General features: G+C 65.3%; 16 protein-coding genes. 12 read left to right on the top strand and 4 right to left on the bottom strand.

The features are described 5' to 3' along the window. Positions 1-117: 117 nt before the first annotated feature. The 3 genes from F9K07_RS10135 to murJ are packed head-to-tail and all read right to left on the bottom strand — an operon-like array spanning position 118 to position 3,203. A complete protein-coding gene (locus F9K07_RS10135; protein WP_159592323.1) occupies positions 118-750 on the bottom strand; it encodes an NAD-dependent epimerase/dehydratase family protein in 633 nt (210 codons plus the stop codon). A gap of 2 nt (positions 751-752) precedes the next feature. Beyond that, on the bottom strand, positions 753-1,610 hold the full coding sequence (locus tag F9K07_RS10130) for a SirB1 family protein (protein WP_159592320.1): 858 nt from the start codon (positions 1,608-1,610) through the stop codon (positions 753-755). A gap of 30 nt (positions 1,611-1,640) precedes the next feature. Further along, complete coding sequence (gene murJ, locus F9K07_RS10125) at positions 1,641-3,203, bottom strand: murein biosynthesis integral membrane protein MurJ (protein ID WP_159592317.1); 1,563 nt, start codon at positions 3,201-3,203, stop codon at positions 1,641-1,643. A gap of 104 nt (positions 3,204-3,307) precedes the next feature. On the opposite strand from murJ, the gene rpsT reads away from it, so the two are divergent. Further along, complete coding sequence (rpsT, locus tag F9K07_RS10120; RefSeq protein ID WP_159592314.1) at positions 3,308-3,607, top strand: 30S ribosomal protein S20; 300 nt, start codon at positions 3,308-3,310, stop codon at positions 3,605-3,607. Between the two features lie 250 nt (positions 3,608-3,857). On the opposite strand, the gene F9K07_RS10115 is transcribed toward rpsT, so the two are convergent. Beyond that, on the bottom strand, positions 3,858-4,166 hold the full coding sequence (locus F9K07_RS10115; protein ID WP_159592311.1) for a DUF3579 domain-containing protein: 309 nt from the start codon (positions 4,164-4,166) through the stop codon (positions 3,858-3,860). Between the two features lie 269 nt (positions 4,167-4,435). On the opposite strand from F9K07_RS10115, the gene F9K07_RS10110 reads away from it, so the two are divergent. The 11 genes from F9K07_RS10110 (at position 4,436) to F9K07_RS10060 (ending at position 15,771) form a co-directional block, all read left to right on the top strand. Further along, a complete protein-coding gene (locus F9K07_RS10110) occupies positions 4,436-5,635 on the top strand; it encodes an aspartate aminotransferase family protein (RefSeq protein ID WP_159592308.1) in 1,200 nt (399 codons plus the stop codon). Positions 5,636-5,645: 10 nt separating this feature from the next. Then, a complete protein-coding gene (gene argF, locus F9K07_RS10105; RefSeq protein ID WP_159592305.1) occupies positions 5,646-6,569 on the top strand; it encodes an ornithine carbamoyltransferase in 924 nt (307 codons plus the stop codon). Continuing rightward, positions 6,569-7,489, top strand: coding sequence for a class I SAM-dependent methyltransferase (locus tag F9K07_RS10100; protein ID WP_159592302.1), 921 nt, complete (start codon positions 6,569-6,571; stop codon positions 7,487-7,489). Before argF ends, F9K07_RS10100 begins: the two co-directional genes overlap by 1 nt. Positions 7,490-7,547: 58 nt before the next feature. Next, positions 7,548-7,859: a YkgJ family cysteine cluster protein gene (locus F9K07_RS10095; protein WP_159592299.1), complete on the top strand. Its 312-nt coding sequence runs from the start codon at positions 7,548-7,550 to the stop codon at positions 7,857-7,859. Between the two features lie 64 nt (positions 7,860-7,923). Beyond that, entirely contained in the window at positions 7,924-8,553 is a 630-nt protein-coding gene (gene kynB / locus F9K07_RS10090) for an arylformamidase (RefSeq protein WP_159592296.1), read from the top strand. After that, positions 8,550-9,827, top strand: coding sequence for a kynureninase (kynU, locus tag F9K07_RS10085; protein WP_159592293.1), 1,278 nt, complete (start codon positions 8,550-8,552; stop codon positions 9,825-9,827). Before kynB ends, kynU begins: the two co-directional genes overlap by 4 nt. A 2-nt stretch (positions 9,828-9,829) precedes the next feature. Beyond that, entirely contained in the window at positions 9,830-10,693 is an 864-nt protein-coding gene (kynA, locus tag F9K07_RS10080) for a tryptophan 2,3-dioxygenase (RefSeq protein ID WP_159592290.1), read from the top strand. A gap of 67 nt (positions 10,694-10,760) precedes the next feature. Beyond that, on the top strand, positions 10,761-11,651 hold the full coding sequence (locus F9K07_RS10075) for a FadR/GntR family transcriptional regulator (RefSeq protein ID WP_159592287.1): 891 nt from the start codon (positions 10,761-10,763) through the stop codon (positions 11,649-11,651). Between the two features lie 253 nt (positions 11,652-11,904). Then, on the top strand, positions 11,905-12,906 hold the full coding sequence (locus F9K07_RS10070; RefSeq protein ID WP_159592284.1) for a Bug family tripartite tricarboxylate transporter substrate binding protein: 1,002 nt from the start codon (positions 11,905-11,907) through the stop codon (positions 12,904-12,906). A 31-nt stretch (positions 12,907-12,937) separates the two neighbouring features. After that, positions 12,938-13,636 (top strand): DUF1028 domain-containing protein, encoded by a 699-nt coding sequence (locus tag F9K07_RS10065; protein WP_159592281.1) that lies wholly within the window; start codon positions 12,938-12,940, stop codon positions 13,634-13,636. 176 nt (positions 13,637-13,812) lie between these two features. Then, complete coding sequence (locus tag F9K07_RS10060; RefSeq protein WP_159592278.1) at positions 13,813-15,771, top strand: hypothetical protein; 1,959 nt, start codon at positions 13,813-13,815, stop codon at positions 15,769-15,771. The last annotated feature ends 124 nt before the right edge of the window (positions 15,772-15,895 follow it).

Genomic DNA, 15,895 nt, shown 5'->3' with positions numbered 1-15,895 from the left:
TTGACGCTTACCGCTTCAACTGCGCCAACACCCGCTGCTTGATCTGGTTGCACGCCGCGTCCGTGCCCACGCGCGGGCGTGGCAGTTCCACGTCGATCACGGTTTACACCTGGCCCGTCAGATCAATGCATCCGACGGCAACACGTGCACACCCGGCGCGGCGGCCAGGGCAGCTTGCAGCAAGTGGTGCGCGATGCGCTCCGCCGGCACCACGCGGTAGCGCTTGGGCAGCAACGGCTTCACCAATTGGGAGACACCCACTGCGAGCTTCTCCATCGGCCGGCTCTCCTGCCGCGGTCCACCGATGAGCCCGGGGCGCACCAGGGTGAGCGAGGGATAGCCCACGGCCTGCAGATCGCGTTCGGTCTCGCCCTTGGTGCGCGAATAGAACACGCTCGAACCGGTGTCGGCCCCCAAGGCGGAATTGAACGCGTATGCCCGCGCACCGTGGCGCCGCGCGAGGTAGGCGACTTCCAGCGGGAGGTCGTGGTCGACCTTGTAGAACGCGGCTTGTGAGCCCGCCACGCGGATGGTTGTGCCCAGCGTGCAGATCACGGCGTCCACCGCCCACCACTCGGCGCCTTCGGGCAAGCGGTGGAAGTCGGTCACGGGGTTGAACAGCTTGGGGTGCGGTGGCAGGGGTTTGCGTGTCGGCGCGACCACGCGGGCCACGCTGGCGTCGTCCAAGGCTTTTCGCAACACGTGGCTGCCCACGAGTCCGGTGGCGCCCACCAGCAGGAGTTGTTTCATCTTCAGTTGCGCGCGCGCCGCAGTTCCTGCAGCCGCTGCACGATGGCTGCACGGTCCAGCGCGTCGTCGGTGTGCTCGATGTAGATCTCAAGATCGCTCACCGCCTGGCGGGCATCGCCCATCTCGGCCCAGGCCAGTCCCCGGTCGCGGTATTCGGTCCAGGCGTCGGGCAGCAGGATGAGCAGGCGGTCGAGCACCGCGATGAGGCGCAGCCAGTCTTCCTGGGACTGGTGGATTTCCTTCAGGTTGCGCAGCAGCCGCGCAAGGATGTCGCGCGGCGTCGCGGCCTGAAGGTACAAGCCCACGGGCACATCGAAATCGTCCACCAGGCCGTTGCGCCGCTTGTAGGGCTCCAGGCGTTCGGACAGGTCTTCGCGGCTGAGCGATTGCCCGGTGAACGGGTCGATCACCACCTGGCCGTTGGGCAGGTTGACCTTGACCATGAAATGCCCGGGAAAGTTGACGCCGCGCGCCTTCAGCCCCATGCCCTGGGCCAGCTCCAGCCACAGCAGGGCCAGCGTGATCGGGATGCCCCGGCGCGTGCGCAGCACCAGGCTGAGGTAGCTGTTGTCGGGGTCGTAGTAGTTGTTGACGTTGCCGCCAAAACCCATGTCCCGGAAGAAAAACTGGTTGAGGGTGCGCAGGCGTTGCAGCGGGCCGGCGTCGGCGGCGCAGCGCCGGCGCACGCGCGCCAGCATTTGGTCCACGTCGCCCAGCACCTGCTGCACGTCGAGGTCGGGGTATTCGTCCTGCGCGACGGAAGCGGCGGCTTCGAACAGCGGTAGCGCGTCGTCATCACCCACCAGGGCCGCAAAGTAGCCCAAGGGAGTGGGAGCGGGGTATTCGTAGGCTGAGGGCATGGTATTGGGTCCTGCTGCGCGCAGATTACGTCATTTTCGAACGAGCTGCCTGAGCTTCACGCCCGCCAGAGTCAAGGTGAGGAAATACACCAACATCCCCCCCAACACCGAGACCACCATCAGCCCCACACGCGCCAGCGCCCGGCCCTCGAAGCCCTGCAGCCAGTTGACCGACGACGCCACCCACATCAGAAACACCGCCAGCAAGGCGCTCGCGGCCACCACCTGCATGCCAAACACCGCCCAGCCCGGCGACGGCATATACGCGCCGCGCCGCACCAGGCCCACCAGCAGGAACAGCGCATTGACCATCGCGCCGATGCCGATCGACAAGGCAAGCCCGGCATGGCCGAGCCGCGGCACGAGCAGGAAGTTGCAGACCTGCGTGAGCACCAGCACCCCAATGGCGATCTTCACGGGCGTTCGGATGTCCTGGCGGGCATAGAACCCCGGGGCCAGCACCTTGATGGCGATCAAGCCGATCAGGCCTGCGCCGTAGCCCATGAGCGCGGTCGCGGTGCGCTGCACGTCGGCTGTCGTGAAAGCGCCATAGTGGTACAGCACGGCCACGAGCGGCTGCGCGAAGGTGAGCAGCGCCACCGCGCAGGGCACCGCCAGCAGCACCACCAGGCGCAGCCCCCAGTCGAGCAGGCCGCTGTAGCGCGCGGTGTCGTCGGCCGCCTTGGCCGCCGCCAGCTGCGGCAGCAGCACCACCCCCAGCGCCACGCCGAGCATGGCGGTGGGGAATTCCATCAACCGGTCGGCATAGGTCAGCCAGCTCACGCTGCCGGCGGCCAGATGCGAGGCGATCTGCGTGTTGATCAACAGCGAGAGCTGCGCCACGCTCACGCCCAGCAGCGCTGGCAGCATGAGCGTGGTCACGCGCCGGGTGCCGGGGTGGTTCCAGGCGGCTTTGAGGTTCGACCAGCGCAGGCTCACACGCGGCAATAGGCCCAGGCGGCGCAGCGCCGGGAGCTGCGCGCCCAGTTGCAGCATGCCGCCCAGCACCACACCGCCGCCCATGGCGTAGATGGGCTCGATGCCCATCGAGGCGAACCACGGCGCCCCCCAGCCGGCGGCGGCGATCATGGCCACGTTGAGCAACACCGGGGTGGCGGCGGGCACGGCAAAACGCTTCCAGGTGTTCAGGATGCCCGCCGACAAGGCCACGAAGGACATGAAGGCGATATAGGGGAACATCCAGCGCGTCATGAACACGGCGGCGTCGAACCCCCGTTCGTCCAGCCCGCTGGCCATCGCCCAGACCAGCACCGGCGCGCCCAACACGCCCAGCACGCAAGTGGCGGTGAGCGCCCAGGCCAGGACGGTGGCGATCTGGTTCACCAGCACCCGGGTGGCATCGTCGCCCTCTTTTTCCCGCACACCCGCCAGCACCGGCACGAACGCCTGGCTGAACGCGCCCTCCGCGAACAGGCGGCGCAACAGGTTGGGAATGCGAAAGGCGACGTTGAAGGCGTCGGTGAGGGCGCTGGCGCCGAAGGTGGCCGCCATGAGCAGCTCGCGCACCAGGCCGGTGATGCGGGAGGCCAGGGTCAGCAGGGAGACGAGGGAAGCGGACTTGAAGAGGGTCACGCGGGGAGTGTAACGACAGGGTAGGCCCGGGTTGCCGCACCGGGAGCCCGTGCTAAAATCGCGGGCTTTGCTGGCATCATCCCCAAACACTCAAGGAACTCACCATGGCAACCAAGCCGAAGAAAAAGAACCCCCGTCTGGCGTCTGGCCGCAAGCGCGCCCGCCAGGACGTCAAACTCAATGCAGCCAACACCTCGCTGCGCTCCAAATACCGCACTGCCGTCAAGAACGTTGAAAAAGCCGTTCTGACCGGTGACAAAGCCAAGGCGACCGAGCTGTTCGCCAAGATGCAACAAGTGGTCGACATCGTCGCCGACAAGGGCATCTTCCACAAGAACAAGGCCGCTCGCGACAAGAGCCGCCTGTCCGCCAAAGTCAAGGGCCTCGCAGCCGCCGCTGCCTGAAACCCACCCGGTCTGGCCCCGCCAGACCACCAGCCCAGGCCCCCAGGGCCTGCCGTTTGAAAACGGTGCGCTGCCAGCAAAAAAAGCAAACAAGCCGTCGCAAGACGGCTTTTTTGTTTTTGGCGCTGCCCACATGTGTAGCGACGCAACCGGCGCGTGCTGCCCCATCCAGGGCACCCGGGGATCCGGCTCTGCCGGTCCCAGGGTGCCCCCCCCTTGAGGGGGTCGCGCGCAGCGCGGCGGGGGTGCTCTACTTCTCCGGGAGCAAGCAGGCCTCTGCCACCTGAAGACCGTTGTCGCGCGCGAAGTTCATGCAGAAATCCCAGGCCATGGGCTCGTGCTCGCGCAGTTCGGCAGACACGACCACGCACTTGATGCCATTGATGTTGTTGGGCACGCACCAGGGCGAGTAGCTCAAGTGGCTGCCGGGCTGGGCGCCGCCCGGACGGAACGAGCTCATGACCCCGGCCAGACGTTCGGCCCAGTCACTGGGGCGGAACGTGCGGCCGTCCTTCGTGATGCCCTGGATGAAGACTTGCTTGGCTGTCGATGAAACCATTCGGGGGAGGCCTTCGGATGGAGGGCTCGGCTGGAAAGAACCACCGCCAGAAAGAGGATCGCTCCCCTGGGATGGGCGGCAGGTATTCTATCTTATATAAGACTCAAGGCTAGGTAAAAACCCGCAACCAACCTCGGACGTCGAGGCGCATTTCAGCGATGCCGAACAAGCAACGATGATGCCATCCGCTGCGCCTAAAATCGCGCTTCAACGGCTCAACCTTCGTTGAGCCGCTTCTTTTTTTGGCCCCTTCTTTCCGGAGTCCCCGCATGAACGCCGCCCTCAAGCCCGTCGCCTCGCCCCACGTGATGAACACCTACGGCCGCCTGCCGATTGCGTTGTCGCATGGCCGAGGCGTGCGCGTGTGGGACACCGACGGCAAGGAATACATCGACGCCCTGGGCGGCATCGCGGTCAACACCCTGGGCCACGGCCACCCCAAACTGGTGCCGGCCCTGCAAGACCAGATCGCCAAGCTGATCCACTCGAGCAACTACTACCACGTGCCCAACCAGGAAGTGCTGGCGCAGATGCTGGTGGAACGCTCGGGCCTGACCAATGTGTTTTTCTGCAGCAGTGGCCTCGAAGCCAACGAAGCCGCGCTGAAGCTGGCGCGCAAGTACGGTCACGACAAGGGCATCGAGCGCCCCGAGATCGTGGTCTACGAGAAAGCCTTCCACGGCCGCTCCATCGCCACGCTCTCGGCCACCGGCAACCCCAAGGTGCAGGCCGGCTTCGGCCCGCTGGTCGAAGGCTTCATCCGCGTGCCGCTCAACGACATCGAGGCGCTGAAGAAGGCCACGCAAGGCAACCCCAACGTGGTCGCGGTGTTCTTCGAAACCATCCAGGGCGAAGGCGGCATCAACCCGATGCGCTCGCAATACCTGAAAGACGTGCGCGCCCTGTGCGACGCCAACGACTGGCTGATGATGATCGACGAGGTGCAGTGCGGCATGGGCCGCACCGGCAAGTGGTTTGCCCACCAGTGGGCCGGCATCGTGCCCGACGTGATGCCCCTGGCCAAGGGCCTGGGATCGGGCGTGCCGATCGGCGCGGTGGTGGCCGGCCCCAAGGCGGCCAACATCTTCGCGCCCGGCAACCACGGCACCACCTTCGGTGGCAACCCGCTGGCCATGCGCGCGGGGGTTGAAACCATTCGCATCATGGAAGAAGAAGGCCTGCTGGAGAACGCCGCGCGCGTCGGTGCGCATCTGCACGACGCGCTCGCCAAGGGCCTGGCCGGCAAAGCGGGCGTGAAGGAAATCCGTGGCCAGGGTTTGATGATCGGCATCGAACTCGCCAAGCCCTGCGGCGTGATCACCGAACGCGCCTGTGCCGCCGGACTGCTGCTCTCGGTGACCGCCGACAACGTGATCCGCATGGTGCCGCCGCTCATCATGACCACGGCCGAGGCCGACGAAGTGGTGGGCAAGCTGCTGCCACTCATCGACGCCTTCCTGGCCGAATGACGGGGCGGCCATGACGATCTCGCACTACCTGCAGTTCAAGGACCTGAGCGCCGACAGCTACGCCTACCTGTTCGAGCGCGCGGCCTTCATCAAGCGCAAGTTCAAGGCAGTCGAAAAGTACCAGCCGTTTGCCGACCCCGACCGCACGCTGGCCATGATTTTCGAGAAGGCCAGCACGCGCACCCGCGTGAGCTTCGAGGCCGGCATGTACCAGATGGGTGGCTCCGTGGTGCACCTGACCACCGGCGACAGCCAACTGGGCCGTGCGGAGCCCATTGAAGACAGCGCGCGCGTGATCAGCCGCATGGTCGACCTGGTGATGATCCGCACCTTCGAGCAGAGCAAGATCGAAGCCTTCGCCTCGCACTCGCGCGTGCCGGTCATCAACGGCCTCACCAACGAATTCCACCCCTGCCAGATCCTGGCCGACATCTTCACTTTCATCGAGCACCGCGGCTCGATCCAGGGCAAGGTGGTGGCCTGGGTCGGTGACGGCAACAACATGGCCAACACCTGGCTGCAGGCGGCCGAGTTGCTCGGCTTCACGGTGCACGTGAGCACGCCGAGCGGCTATGAAGTAGACCCGGTGTTGGCCGGCATCAAGAACACCAACTGCTACAAGGCCTTCAAGGATCCGCGCGATGCCTGCGCGGGCGCCCACCTCGTCACCACGGACGTGTGGACCAGCATGGGATACGAGGCCGAGAACGAAGTGCGCCGCGCCGCCTTCAAGCGCTGGTGCGTCGACGAAGACATGATGCGCACCGCGCAAGCCGACGCGCTGTTCATGCACTGCCTGCCCGCGCACCGCGGTGAAGAGGTGAGCGCCGAAGTCATCGACGGCCCGCAGTCGGTGGTGTGGGACGAGGCCGAGAACCGCATGCACGTGCAGAAGGCCTTGATGGAATTCCTGCTGCTCGGCCGCCTGGCCTGATGCAAGCCCTGCTCGACGCGATCGCGCAGATCGAACCTTCACCCGATGCGCGCCGCGTCTTTCATGGGCGCGGCGGTCTGTACCCGGGTTGCGAGCACCTCTCGCTAGACAGCTTTGCGCCGGTCTGGGTGCTCACCAGTTTCAAGCCGCTGGACGATCACATGCTCGCGGCCGTGCACCGTGCGCTGTCGCAACGCTGGGCGAAGATCGCGCCGAACGAGCCGCTGAACTGGGTCTACCAGTGCCGGCACGACAGCCAGAGCGAAACGCGCCTGATGGCCGGCGCGGTGCCCGACCCGCACGTGGTGAGCGAACGCGGCGCGCGCTACCGCGTGCACGTGCTGCGCGGGCAGAACCACGGCCTGTTCCTCGACATGGCCGAAGGCCGCCAATGGGTGCGTGAGCATGCGCGCGGTCACAAGGTGCTCAACCTGTTCGCCTACACCTGTGCCTTTTCCATCACCGCCTTGCAAGGCGGTGCGAAGCAGGTGGTGAATGTGGACATGGCGGCCGGCGCGATGGCCATCGGTCAGCAGAACCACGCGCTCAACGGGCTGTCGTCGGGCGCGGGTTTTCTGGCGCACGACATCTTCAAGACCTGGGGCAAGATCAACCGCAGCGGCCCGTACGGCCTGGTGATCGTCGATCCGCCGAGCTACCAGAAGGGCAGCTTTGTCGCCACCAAAGACTACCTGCGCCTCATGCGCCGCCTGCCCGACCTGCTGCGCCCTGAGGGCCGCGTGCTGCTGTGCCTGAACGCGCCCGAACTCAGCACGGACTTCCTTCAGGAGCAGATGCGCGAAGCCGCGCCCGAGCTGATATTCGAAGAGCGACTGCCCAACCCGGCCACGTTTGCCGACGTCGCACCCGAGCGCGCGCTCAAGGTGCTGCTGTACCGCGCACCCGCGCTTGCTGCATGAGCGCCGCGCCGGGCCGCCCCAAGCAAGCTCGCACCGCAGGCGAAGCCGAAGGTCACCATTGAGCGCCTGCACGACCTGTGGCGCGTGCTGCGCCTGCTTCCGCGTCGACTTCTCGGTCCACGAAGGGGAAGAGCTGGGCGGCACGGTGCCCGCCGGCCTGTCGGCCGAGGTGAATCACAGCCTTTTGCGCATGCGCGGCACCGACCACTCGCCGCCCCGTTGCGCCGCGCTCTCGGGCAAGGTCGGCGTGAAGGCCCTCTGCGGCATCTACGAATGGCGACCATCGCCCTGCCGCGAGTTCGAAGAAGGCAGTGACGCCTGCCTCCGCGCACGGCAGCGCCATGGCCTGCCTGCGCTGCCGCTGCACTAATTTCCCCACCTGTTGGGATTAACCGACACCACGGCTTTTTTCAGGGTGCTACCTTCACGGCACCATGAAAAAGCTCTGGGACATCTCGCCGCCGGTCCATGCGGACGCACCCGTCTTTCCGGGTGACACGCGGTATGCGCAGCAATGGTCGGCCACCATCGGGCCGGGCTGTCCGGTCAACGTCAGCGCCATCACGCTGTCGCCGCACGTGGGCGCGCATGCCGATGCGCCGCTGCACTACGACGCCAACGGCGCATCGATCGGCCAGGTGCCGCTCGACGCTTTCCTCGGACCCTGCCGCGTGGTCCACGCGATCGGCAAAGGCCCGCTGGTGCGGCCCGAGCACATCGCCCACGCGTTGAAAGACTTGCCGCCCCGCGTGCTGGTGCGCGTGTACGCGCACCAGCCGCAAGACGCGTTCGACAACGCACTGCCCGCCTTCGCGCCCGAAACCATCGAACAGCTGGCCGACCTCGGTGTGGTGCTGATCGGCATCGACAGCGCCAGCATCGACCCCGCCGAGAGCAAGACGCTAGAGAGCCACCAGGTCATCCGCCGGCGCGGCCTGCGCGTGCTGGAAAACCTGCTGCTCGACGACGTGCCCGAAGGCGACTACGAACTGATCGCCCTGCCCTTGAATCTCACCACCGCGGACGCGAGCCCTGTGCGCGCCGTCCTGAGATCCCTGACATGAACACCACCCTTCAAGACTGCCGCGCGCGCGACGCCCAAGACCCCCTGCGCGCGCTGCGCGAGCTCTTCCACATCCCGAACAACACGGTCTACCTGGACGGCAACTCGCTGGGCGCCATGCCGCGCAGCGCGCCCGCGCGGGTGGCCGATGTGGTGACGCGCGAATGGGGCGCCGACCTCATCCAGAGCTGGAACACGAACGGCTGGTTCCAGATGCCCGGCAAGGTCGGCGACAAGATCGCGCGCTTGATCGGCGCCGCGCCCGGCACCGTGGTGGCCACCGACAGCACCTCGGTCAACCTGTTCAAAGTTCTCTCGGCCGCGTTCCACCTGGCCAGCGCCGACAAGCCCGGACGCAAGCGCATCGTGAGCGAGCGCAGCAACTTCCCGACCGACCTCTACATCGCCGAAGCCTTGTGCAAGGAGCGCGGCTTCGAACTGCAGCTGGTCGAACCCGAAGAGATCGCCACCGCGCTCACGCCCGATGTGGCCGTGCTCATGCTCACCCACGTGAACTACCGCACCGGCGCCATGCACGACATGCCCGCCGTCACCGCCACCGCACACCAGGCCGGCGCGCTCATGCTGTGGGACCTCGCGCACAGCGCAGGCGCCGTGCCCGTGGACCTCACCGCCGCAGATGCCGACTACGCCGTGGGCTGCGGCTACAAGTACCTCAACGGCGGCCCTGGAGCGCCCGCCTTTGTGTGGGTCCACCCGCGCCACGCCGACCGTTTCTGGCAACCGCTGGCCGGCTGGTGGGGCCACGCCACGCCGTTCGAGTTCACGCCCGACTACCGCCCTGCCGCCGGCATCACCCGCTACCAGTGCGGCACCCAACCCATGATCAGCCTGGCCGCGCTCGAATGCGGTGTGGACACCGTGCTCGCGGCCGACGCACTCGGCGGCATGGCCGCACTGCGGCGCAAGTCGCTCGCGCTGACCGATCTCTTCATCGCACTCGTGCACGAGCGCTGCGATGGACACGGCCTGGGCCTGGCCACGCCACTGGACCACGCGCAACGCGGCTCGCAGGTCTGTCTCACGAAAGACGAAGGCGCCTACGCGATCGTGCAAGCGCTCATCGCGCGCGGCGTGATCGGCGACTTCCGCGCGGGCGATGACCAACGACACAAAGACATCCTGCGCTTCGGTTTCACGCCGCTTTACATCGGCTTCGAAGACGTGTGGCACGCCGTGGAGCACCTGCGCCAGGTGCTGCAGAGCGGCGAATGGCAACGCCCCGAGTTCAACACCAAACATGCGGTGACCTGATCATGTGCCCCCACCACCCCACCGAATCCGGCAAGCCCGAAGACATCGTGCGCGAAGAAGGCGCACAACTCGACTTCAGCCGCGACATGAGTTACGGCGACTACCTGCAGCTTGACGCCATCCTCAACGCGCAGAAGCCGCTCTCGCCGGCGCATGACGAGATGCTCTTCATCGTGCAACACCAGACCAGCGAACTCTGGATGAAGCTCATGCTGCACGAACTGCGCGCGGCCATCGCGAACATCGCGCACGACGAGCTGCAGCCCGCGTTCAAGATGCTGGCGCGCGTCAGCAAGATCCTGGAACAACTGGTGCATGCCTGGGACGTGCTCGCCACCATGACGCCGCCCGAGTACAGCGCGCTGCGCCCCTACCTCGCGCAGTCCAGCGGTTTCCAGAGCCACCAGTACCGCTGCATCGAATTCGCAATGGGCAACAAGAACGCGGCCATGCTCAAACCGCATGCGCACCGGCCCGATCTGCTGGCGATCGTGCAGGCCGCCTACGAGGCGCCATCGCTCTACGACGAAACCCTGCGCCTGCTCGCGCGGCGCGGCCTGCCCGTGCCCGAGAGCCACACGCAACGCGACTGGACCCAACCCTACGAAGCCAGCGACGCGGTGGAGCAGGGCTGGCTGGAGGTCTACCGCCATCCCAAGGACCATTGGGACCTGTACCAGTTGGGCGAAGAACTCACCGACCTCGAAGACGCCTTCCGCCTCTGGCGTTTCCGGCATGTGACCACGGTGGAACGCGTGATCGGCTTCAAGCGCGGCACCGGAGGCACAGGGGGTGTGAGCTACCTGCGCAAGATGCTGGACGTGGTGCTGTTCCCGGAGATCTGGCGTTTGCGCACGGACTTGTGACATCGCGGCCCGATGCCAGCGGCGCAAACTAAACTTCACCCTGGCGGACCCGACGTCCGCGAGGAGCATGGGTTTGCGCACATTCGACGAAGCGGCCGAGAAGGTCAGGGACTTGCTGTTCAATGGCGCACTGCGTCCAGGCGACAGGCTGCCCGCCGAGCGCGAACTGTGTACCCTGCTCGGCATCAGCAGACCCGCGTTGCGCGAAGCGCTTCGCTCGCTGGAGGCCGGTGGTCTACTGGAGATGCGTCCAGGAAAGTACGGCGGCACCTTCATCACCGCCGGCAAAGCCAGCGTGGTCTCGGGCGCCATGTCGGACCTTCTGCGGCTGGGCAGCGTATCGATTGCCGAGCTGTTCGAAGCGCGTCGGTGGATCCAGGGTGCAGTCGTCAAAGCAGCATGCGAGCGACTGACCGACGCGCAGATCGACGCACTGGAACAAAACGTCGACGAAGCCGAGGTGGCTCACGCCGAAGGCCGCTATGAAGACCGCATCCGCATCAACGTGGAGTTCCACAACATGCTGGCCGACGGCTCGGCCAACAGCGTGGCGGCCATCGTGGTGCGCGGCCTCACCCATGCCTGGCAGGCGCTCATGGCAGAGGTCGGGTCTGACCAGGTCTCGGGCGGCATCGCCTACCGGCGCGATCTGATCGCGGCCTTGAGAAACCGGGATTCGGAAGCCGCGACGCTGGCACTGTCCCAGATCCTTAGCACGTCCGAGGCACTCTACAAGAACCTTGCCAAACAACGCAGACAGGCGCTGATCGACCAAGCGACCATTGCCCCAGCCGAAGAACAGCCGGCGGCGGCGGCGGTCCTCCCGCGTTTGAAGAAAGCCAGCACCGTGTCAAAGGCAGGCGGGAAGACGCCGGCGGCATCGGCCCGCAAGCCCGTCGCGGCCAAGCCCGCAGCCAGGCCGGCATCGGCCACAGCCACACGCCGCAAAGCCGGCTGAGCGCTCGCGGGCCCAGGAGCCCGCGAATTCCAGATAACCGACTCGCCGAGTCGGAAATTTCCAATGGTTTGACATTAAGGTTTGCCACACGCAAACTTATGGTCAGACCATTAGGATCTTCTTCCACAACCCGCCGCGCAACCGACGCAAGATCCGCGCCGGCTGTCGCCAAGGCTTCTGGCGGGCTGGGAGACCCGGACCCCGGATGGCCGTTTTCACTTTGATCGTCGTCCGTCCTTTCAGGAGTTCATCAATGTCCTTGCGCCCATTCTTTGCCACCCGCCGTGGCTGGACCCTCTCGCTGCTGGCCACGCTGGCCTGTGGCATCGCGCCGATCGCGCATGCACAGGCGCTGGCATGGCCCGCCCTTCCCATCAAGCTGGTCAGCCCCTGGCCGGCCGGCGGCAGCAACGACACCTTCTCCCGCCTGCTGGCCACGCGTCTGACCACTTCGCTCGGTCAACCCGTCGTGGTCGACAACCGGCCAGGCGCCACCGGCACGCTGGGCGTGAGCCAGGTGGCACGCGCGCCGGCCGATGGGTACACACTGGTCATGGGCAGTTCGCCCACGCACGCCACGGCGCCCAGCATCTACCCGCAGCTGAGCTACAACCCCATCCGGGACTTCGCGCCGGTCACCCTGGTGGGCTCATCCGCCAACGTGTTGGTGGTGCATCCCTCTTTGCCCGTGCGCAGCGTGAGCGAACTCATCACCCTGGCCCGTTCACAACCCGGCAAGCTCAGCTACGCGTCGGCCGGCAACGGGTCGTCTCAGCACCTCTCTGCCGAGCTGTTCAACGCAATGGCAGGGGTCCAGATGCTCCACGTGCCCTACAAGGGTGCGGCCCCTGCCATCACAGACATCGTGGCCGGCCACGTGAGCCTCGGTTTTCACAACATGGTCGACGTGCTGCCGCATGTCAAGGCCGGCACCTTGCGCCTGATTGCCGTGACCTCGGCCAAACGCAGCAAAGCGCTGCCGGACGCCCCCACCATCGCCGAGTCGGGCGTGCCCGGCTACCAGGCTGAAGTCTGGTTTGGCGTGTTCGCGCCGGCGCAGACACCGCGCCCCATCGTGGACCGACTGCACCGCGAGTTCACCCAGGCACTGGCCGAACCGGAGGTGCGCGGCAAGTTCGACGCGGCGGGTCTGGAAGTGGTCGGCAGCGGCCCCGAGGCGTTCGCGCGCTACCTGCAGGAAGAAGTGACCAAGTGGTCCGACATCGTTCGCCGGGCCGATGTCAAACCCAATTGAAGCCCGCACCACACAACAGGAGATCCATTCAATGACTTTTTCAGTTCTTGCTCGCTGCGAACGCACCGGCATGTTCGGCATGGCCATCGCCACACGCCCCATCGCCATTGGCGCCAAGTGCCCCTTCGTGCGTCCCAAAATCGGCGGGCTCGTGGTCCAGGCCAATGGCGATCCGCGCCTGGGCGCGCTCGGGCTCAAGCTGCTGGAGATGGGTTACTCGGCAGAGAAAGTGCTCAAGGAACTGCTGGACAGTGACGGTGCCGACAACATTCCGTGGCGCCAGATTTCGGTGGTCGACAAGGATGGCCGCACGGCCGCGCACACCGGTGCGACCAATGAGGCGTGGGCTGGCCACGTCGTGCGCCGCAATCTGGTGGTCATCGGCAACCGCTTGTCCAACGACAAGGTGGCGCAGGCGATGGCCGATGGGTTCGAGAACGCCGATGGCGAACTCGCGCACAAGCTGCTGGCTTCGCTGGAAGCGGGCCGAGACGCGGGTGGTCAGGTGGCGGGGCAGTACTCGACCGCGCTGCAAGTCCACCACGAACGCAGCTACGCGTGGGTCGACTTGCGCGTGGACGAACACGACGAACCCATCGCCGAACTGCGGCGCATCTACGGCCTGTATGTGCCGCTGATTCCGTACTACCAGGAACGCCCGTCCAACCCTTCTCTGCCGCGCGACGACGACTGGCGCAAGGAACTGGGCATCCAGGGCGGCCCGCGCTAAGGCCGTTCAGACGGGCGCCGGCTGCGCCCGCGCGGCAGCAGGGGGTTGCCGCGTGCGGGGGCCGTCGGAACCCAATGACAGCCCGGGTGACTGAGTGCTCAGGCAAGCCGCCGTCACGCCCACGGGGCACAAGGACCGCGCCGCCTCCATCCAGATGCCGAAAAGGACCTTCAGCCATGAGCACATCCACCGCCTCACCAACCCATTCTCTCGCTGCCCCTGGCAAAACACCTCTCCATCAAGAGGCCGGCACCGACACGGCGAAAAACACTGCCCACCGGCGACGGGCGAACGCCGATGCCGCAGAGCAACCCAGGAAGCCTCTCCGCCAACGTTTCATCGATGTCGTAAACCCCTCGACGAAAAAGCGCATCGAGAATGTGTCCCGTGCCGCCATCAAAAAAGTGGACATGCACGTCGCCCAGTTTCTGCATGCCGTGGCTTCGGGCGGCAAGGACGGCGAAAAGAAAGCCATGCAGGAAGTGTTCAAGATCCATGGCGTGCTCGCGCCCATGAAGAATGAATACCACAACAAAGTCGGTTCATGGCATGAACTCTTCGGTGAGCGCCTGGCCCATAGGAAATGTGCATTGAAACACCTTGGAGTGAAAGAGCTTCATCAGCTGGAAAAGAACCTGAACAAATTCAGCTTGGTGCATCAGAACGATGCCCTCAAGCAACTGGGCTACTCGATCAAGGCAGAACTTCTTCGGCGCCAATTCGAGGGTTTTCACTGGGGTATCCTCGCACCGCAAGCCAACACGCGCCCATTCACTGTATTAGCCGGGCGCGCGCTCGACGAACTGCAGGCGATGGCGAAGGAACTCTTGCAGAACGCCCCTGCAGCCAAGTCCTACAAAGGCGACGAGCCCGAGATCCCCGGGACCTTGTTCACGCGAACCGAACTGCAAACCGCCTTGGCCGCTTTAGTCGCTGCCCGTCAGTTGCGGGACGAGGCCAAGTCAACGGTCGAGGCGCTCGCCGCAACCGAAAGCAAACGGCCGATCAGCGAGCGGCCGATCGACGAGGTCATGGTGTTGAAGAAGGCCGTGGATCACATGGTCAACATCGACGGCGTCGGGCCCGGAGAAGAGCTCAAGCGAATGAAGTCGGAACTCGATGCCCGCGTGGTCGGGTACGAGAAACGCATCGAGACCCTGCTCAAGGGGCCTGTCGCCCGATTCGATGCTCGCCAATGGACCAACGGAAAACTGGTTGATCTCAAGGAAAAAATCCGCGAGTTGCCCGACAAGCATCCCACCAGAGCGTACCTTGAAGACGCGATTCAAACCGACATCGCTCGCCGCAAACTCCAGGTCCGAAACGAGTTTGGCCATGCACTGAGCGCAGCGCTTAACGGCAACCCAAGCGAAGACGCACTGCACGGTCTGCTCGTCGCGGCGGCGAACAAGTGGGCTGAGGCTTCGGCACTGTTCGAACAATTGAATGAACACCTGAGCCGCAACGAGTTCACCCAATGGATCAGCAGCACACTGACCCGCCATATCTTGAATGGACCGCAGGCTTTGGGTCCGTTGCAGCGCCTTCAGAACCTTGTAGGAACCCTCCAAGATCAGCTGCAAAAAGAGGGGACTTCTTCCCCTTTCCTGGATCTTCTGAGCAGCTGTTTCCAGGCGACGTCGACTGCTGCCACTGGGCTTGCGCCGAAAAAGCGAAAACCCAAGGGCGTCGCAACGCAGACCAGAGCCGACAAAAACAAGAACAAAGTGCCGGAACGGGTAGCCACCACCGGCGATGGACCCAAGGGAACGCCCCGCAAGCTGCCCAGAACCGCTGCGAACAAGCAGAAAGACGCGACGGAAGCACCGCGAGAAATGCAAGACGTGGCCAAGATCCGCAAGCCTCCCACAAGCGTGACGTGGAGCCTTGCCGAGGCAAGGGTTCAAGTCAAGTTGGCGCGGCAACTCGGTGTCGACAAACGGCACGTCCCGGAACTGCAGTCGCTGCTGATGGCCATCACCGTGGTCATCCGTGAGACGCAGGACCCCGAGGATCTTCTGGCGCTGTCAGAGGTGTTCCGCGCATTGAAGCGACAGGGGAGCGTCGACGCCAGCGTGCTGCGAGAGCTCTCTGCGTTGGCGAATGAAAAGTTGGCGAATCTGCCCCCAACCTGACCCAGCAATCCCCCTCCCCTGCGGGCGAACGGCATCCGCCGTTCGCCCGTAGTTTTTTGGACAGGCATCACCATCCCACTCGGCGATGCCCTCCCCGCCGTCTCAGCAGCCACCTCGTCCTTCG

The sequence above is a fragment of the Hydrogenophaga sp. BPS33 genome, assembly GCF_009859475.1.
Taxonomy (GTDB): domain Bacteria; phylum Pseudomonadota; class Gammaproteobacteria; order Burkholderiales; family Burkholderiaceae_C; genus Hydrogenophaga.
This window is presented reverse-complemented; position numbering and strand designations above follow the sequence as displayed.

Excerpts from the sequence above, each read along its gene's own strand:
- F9K07_RS10130 (WP_159592320.1), bottom strand. The coding sequence starts at position 1,610 with ATGCCCTCAGCCTACGAATACCCCGCTCCCACTCCCTTGGGCTACTTT.
- rpsT (WP_159592314.1), top strand. The coding sequence starts at position 3,308 with ATGGCAACCAAGCCGAAGAAAAAGAACCCCCGTCTGGCGTCTGGCCGC.
- kynB (WP_159592296.1), top strand. The coding sequence starts at position 7,924 with ATGAAAAAGCTCTGGGACATCTCGCCGCCGGTCCATGCGGACGCACCC.
- F9K07_RS10060 (WP_159592278.1), top strand. The coding sequence starts at position 13,813 with ATGAGCACATCCACCGCCTCACCAACCCATTCTCTCGCTGCCCCTGGC.
- F9K07_RS10065 (WP_159592281.1), top strand. The coding sequence starts at position 12,938 with ATGACTTTTTCAGTTCTTGCTCGCTGCGAACGCACCGGCATGTTCGGC.
- kynU (WP_159592293.1), top strand. The coding sequence starts at position 8,550 with ATGAACACCACCCTTCAAGACTGCCGCGCGCGCGACGCCCAAGACCCC.
- argF (WP_159592305.1), top strand. The coding sequence starts at position 5,646 with ATGACGATCTCGCACTACCTGCAGTTCAAGGACCTGAGCGCCGACAGC.
- kynA (WP_159592290.1), top strand. The coding sequence starts at position 9,830 with ATGTGCCCCCACCACCCCACCGAATCCGGCAAGCCCGAAGACATCGTG.
- F9K07_RS10075 (WP_159592287.1), top strand. The coding sequence starts at position 10,761 with ATGGGTTTGCGCACATTCGACGAAGCGGCCGAGAAGGTCAGGGACTTG.
- F9K07_RS10115 (WP_159592311.1), bottom strand. The coding sequence starts at position 4,166 with ATGGTTTCATCGACAGCCAAGCAAGTCTTCATCCAGGGCATCACGAAG.
- F9K07_RS10100 (WP_159592302.1), top strand. The coding sequence starts at position 6,569 with ATGCAAGCCCTGCTCGACGCGATCGCGCAGATCGAACCTTCACCCGAT.
- F9K07_RS10070 (WP_159592284.1), top strand. The coding sequence starts at position 11,905 with ATGTCCTTGCGCCCATTCTTTGCCACCCGCCGTGGCTGGACCCTCTCG.
- F9K07_RS10135 (WP_159592323.1), bottom strand. The coding sequence starts at position 750 with ATGAAACAACTCCTGCTGGTGGGCGCCACCGGACTCGTGGGCAGCCAC.
- F9K07_RS10110 (WP_159592308.1), top strand. The coding sequence starts at position 4,436 with ATGAACGCCGCCCTCAAGCCCGTCGCCTCGCCCCACGTGATGAACACC.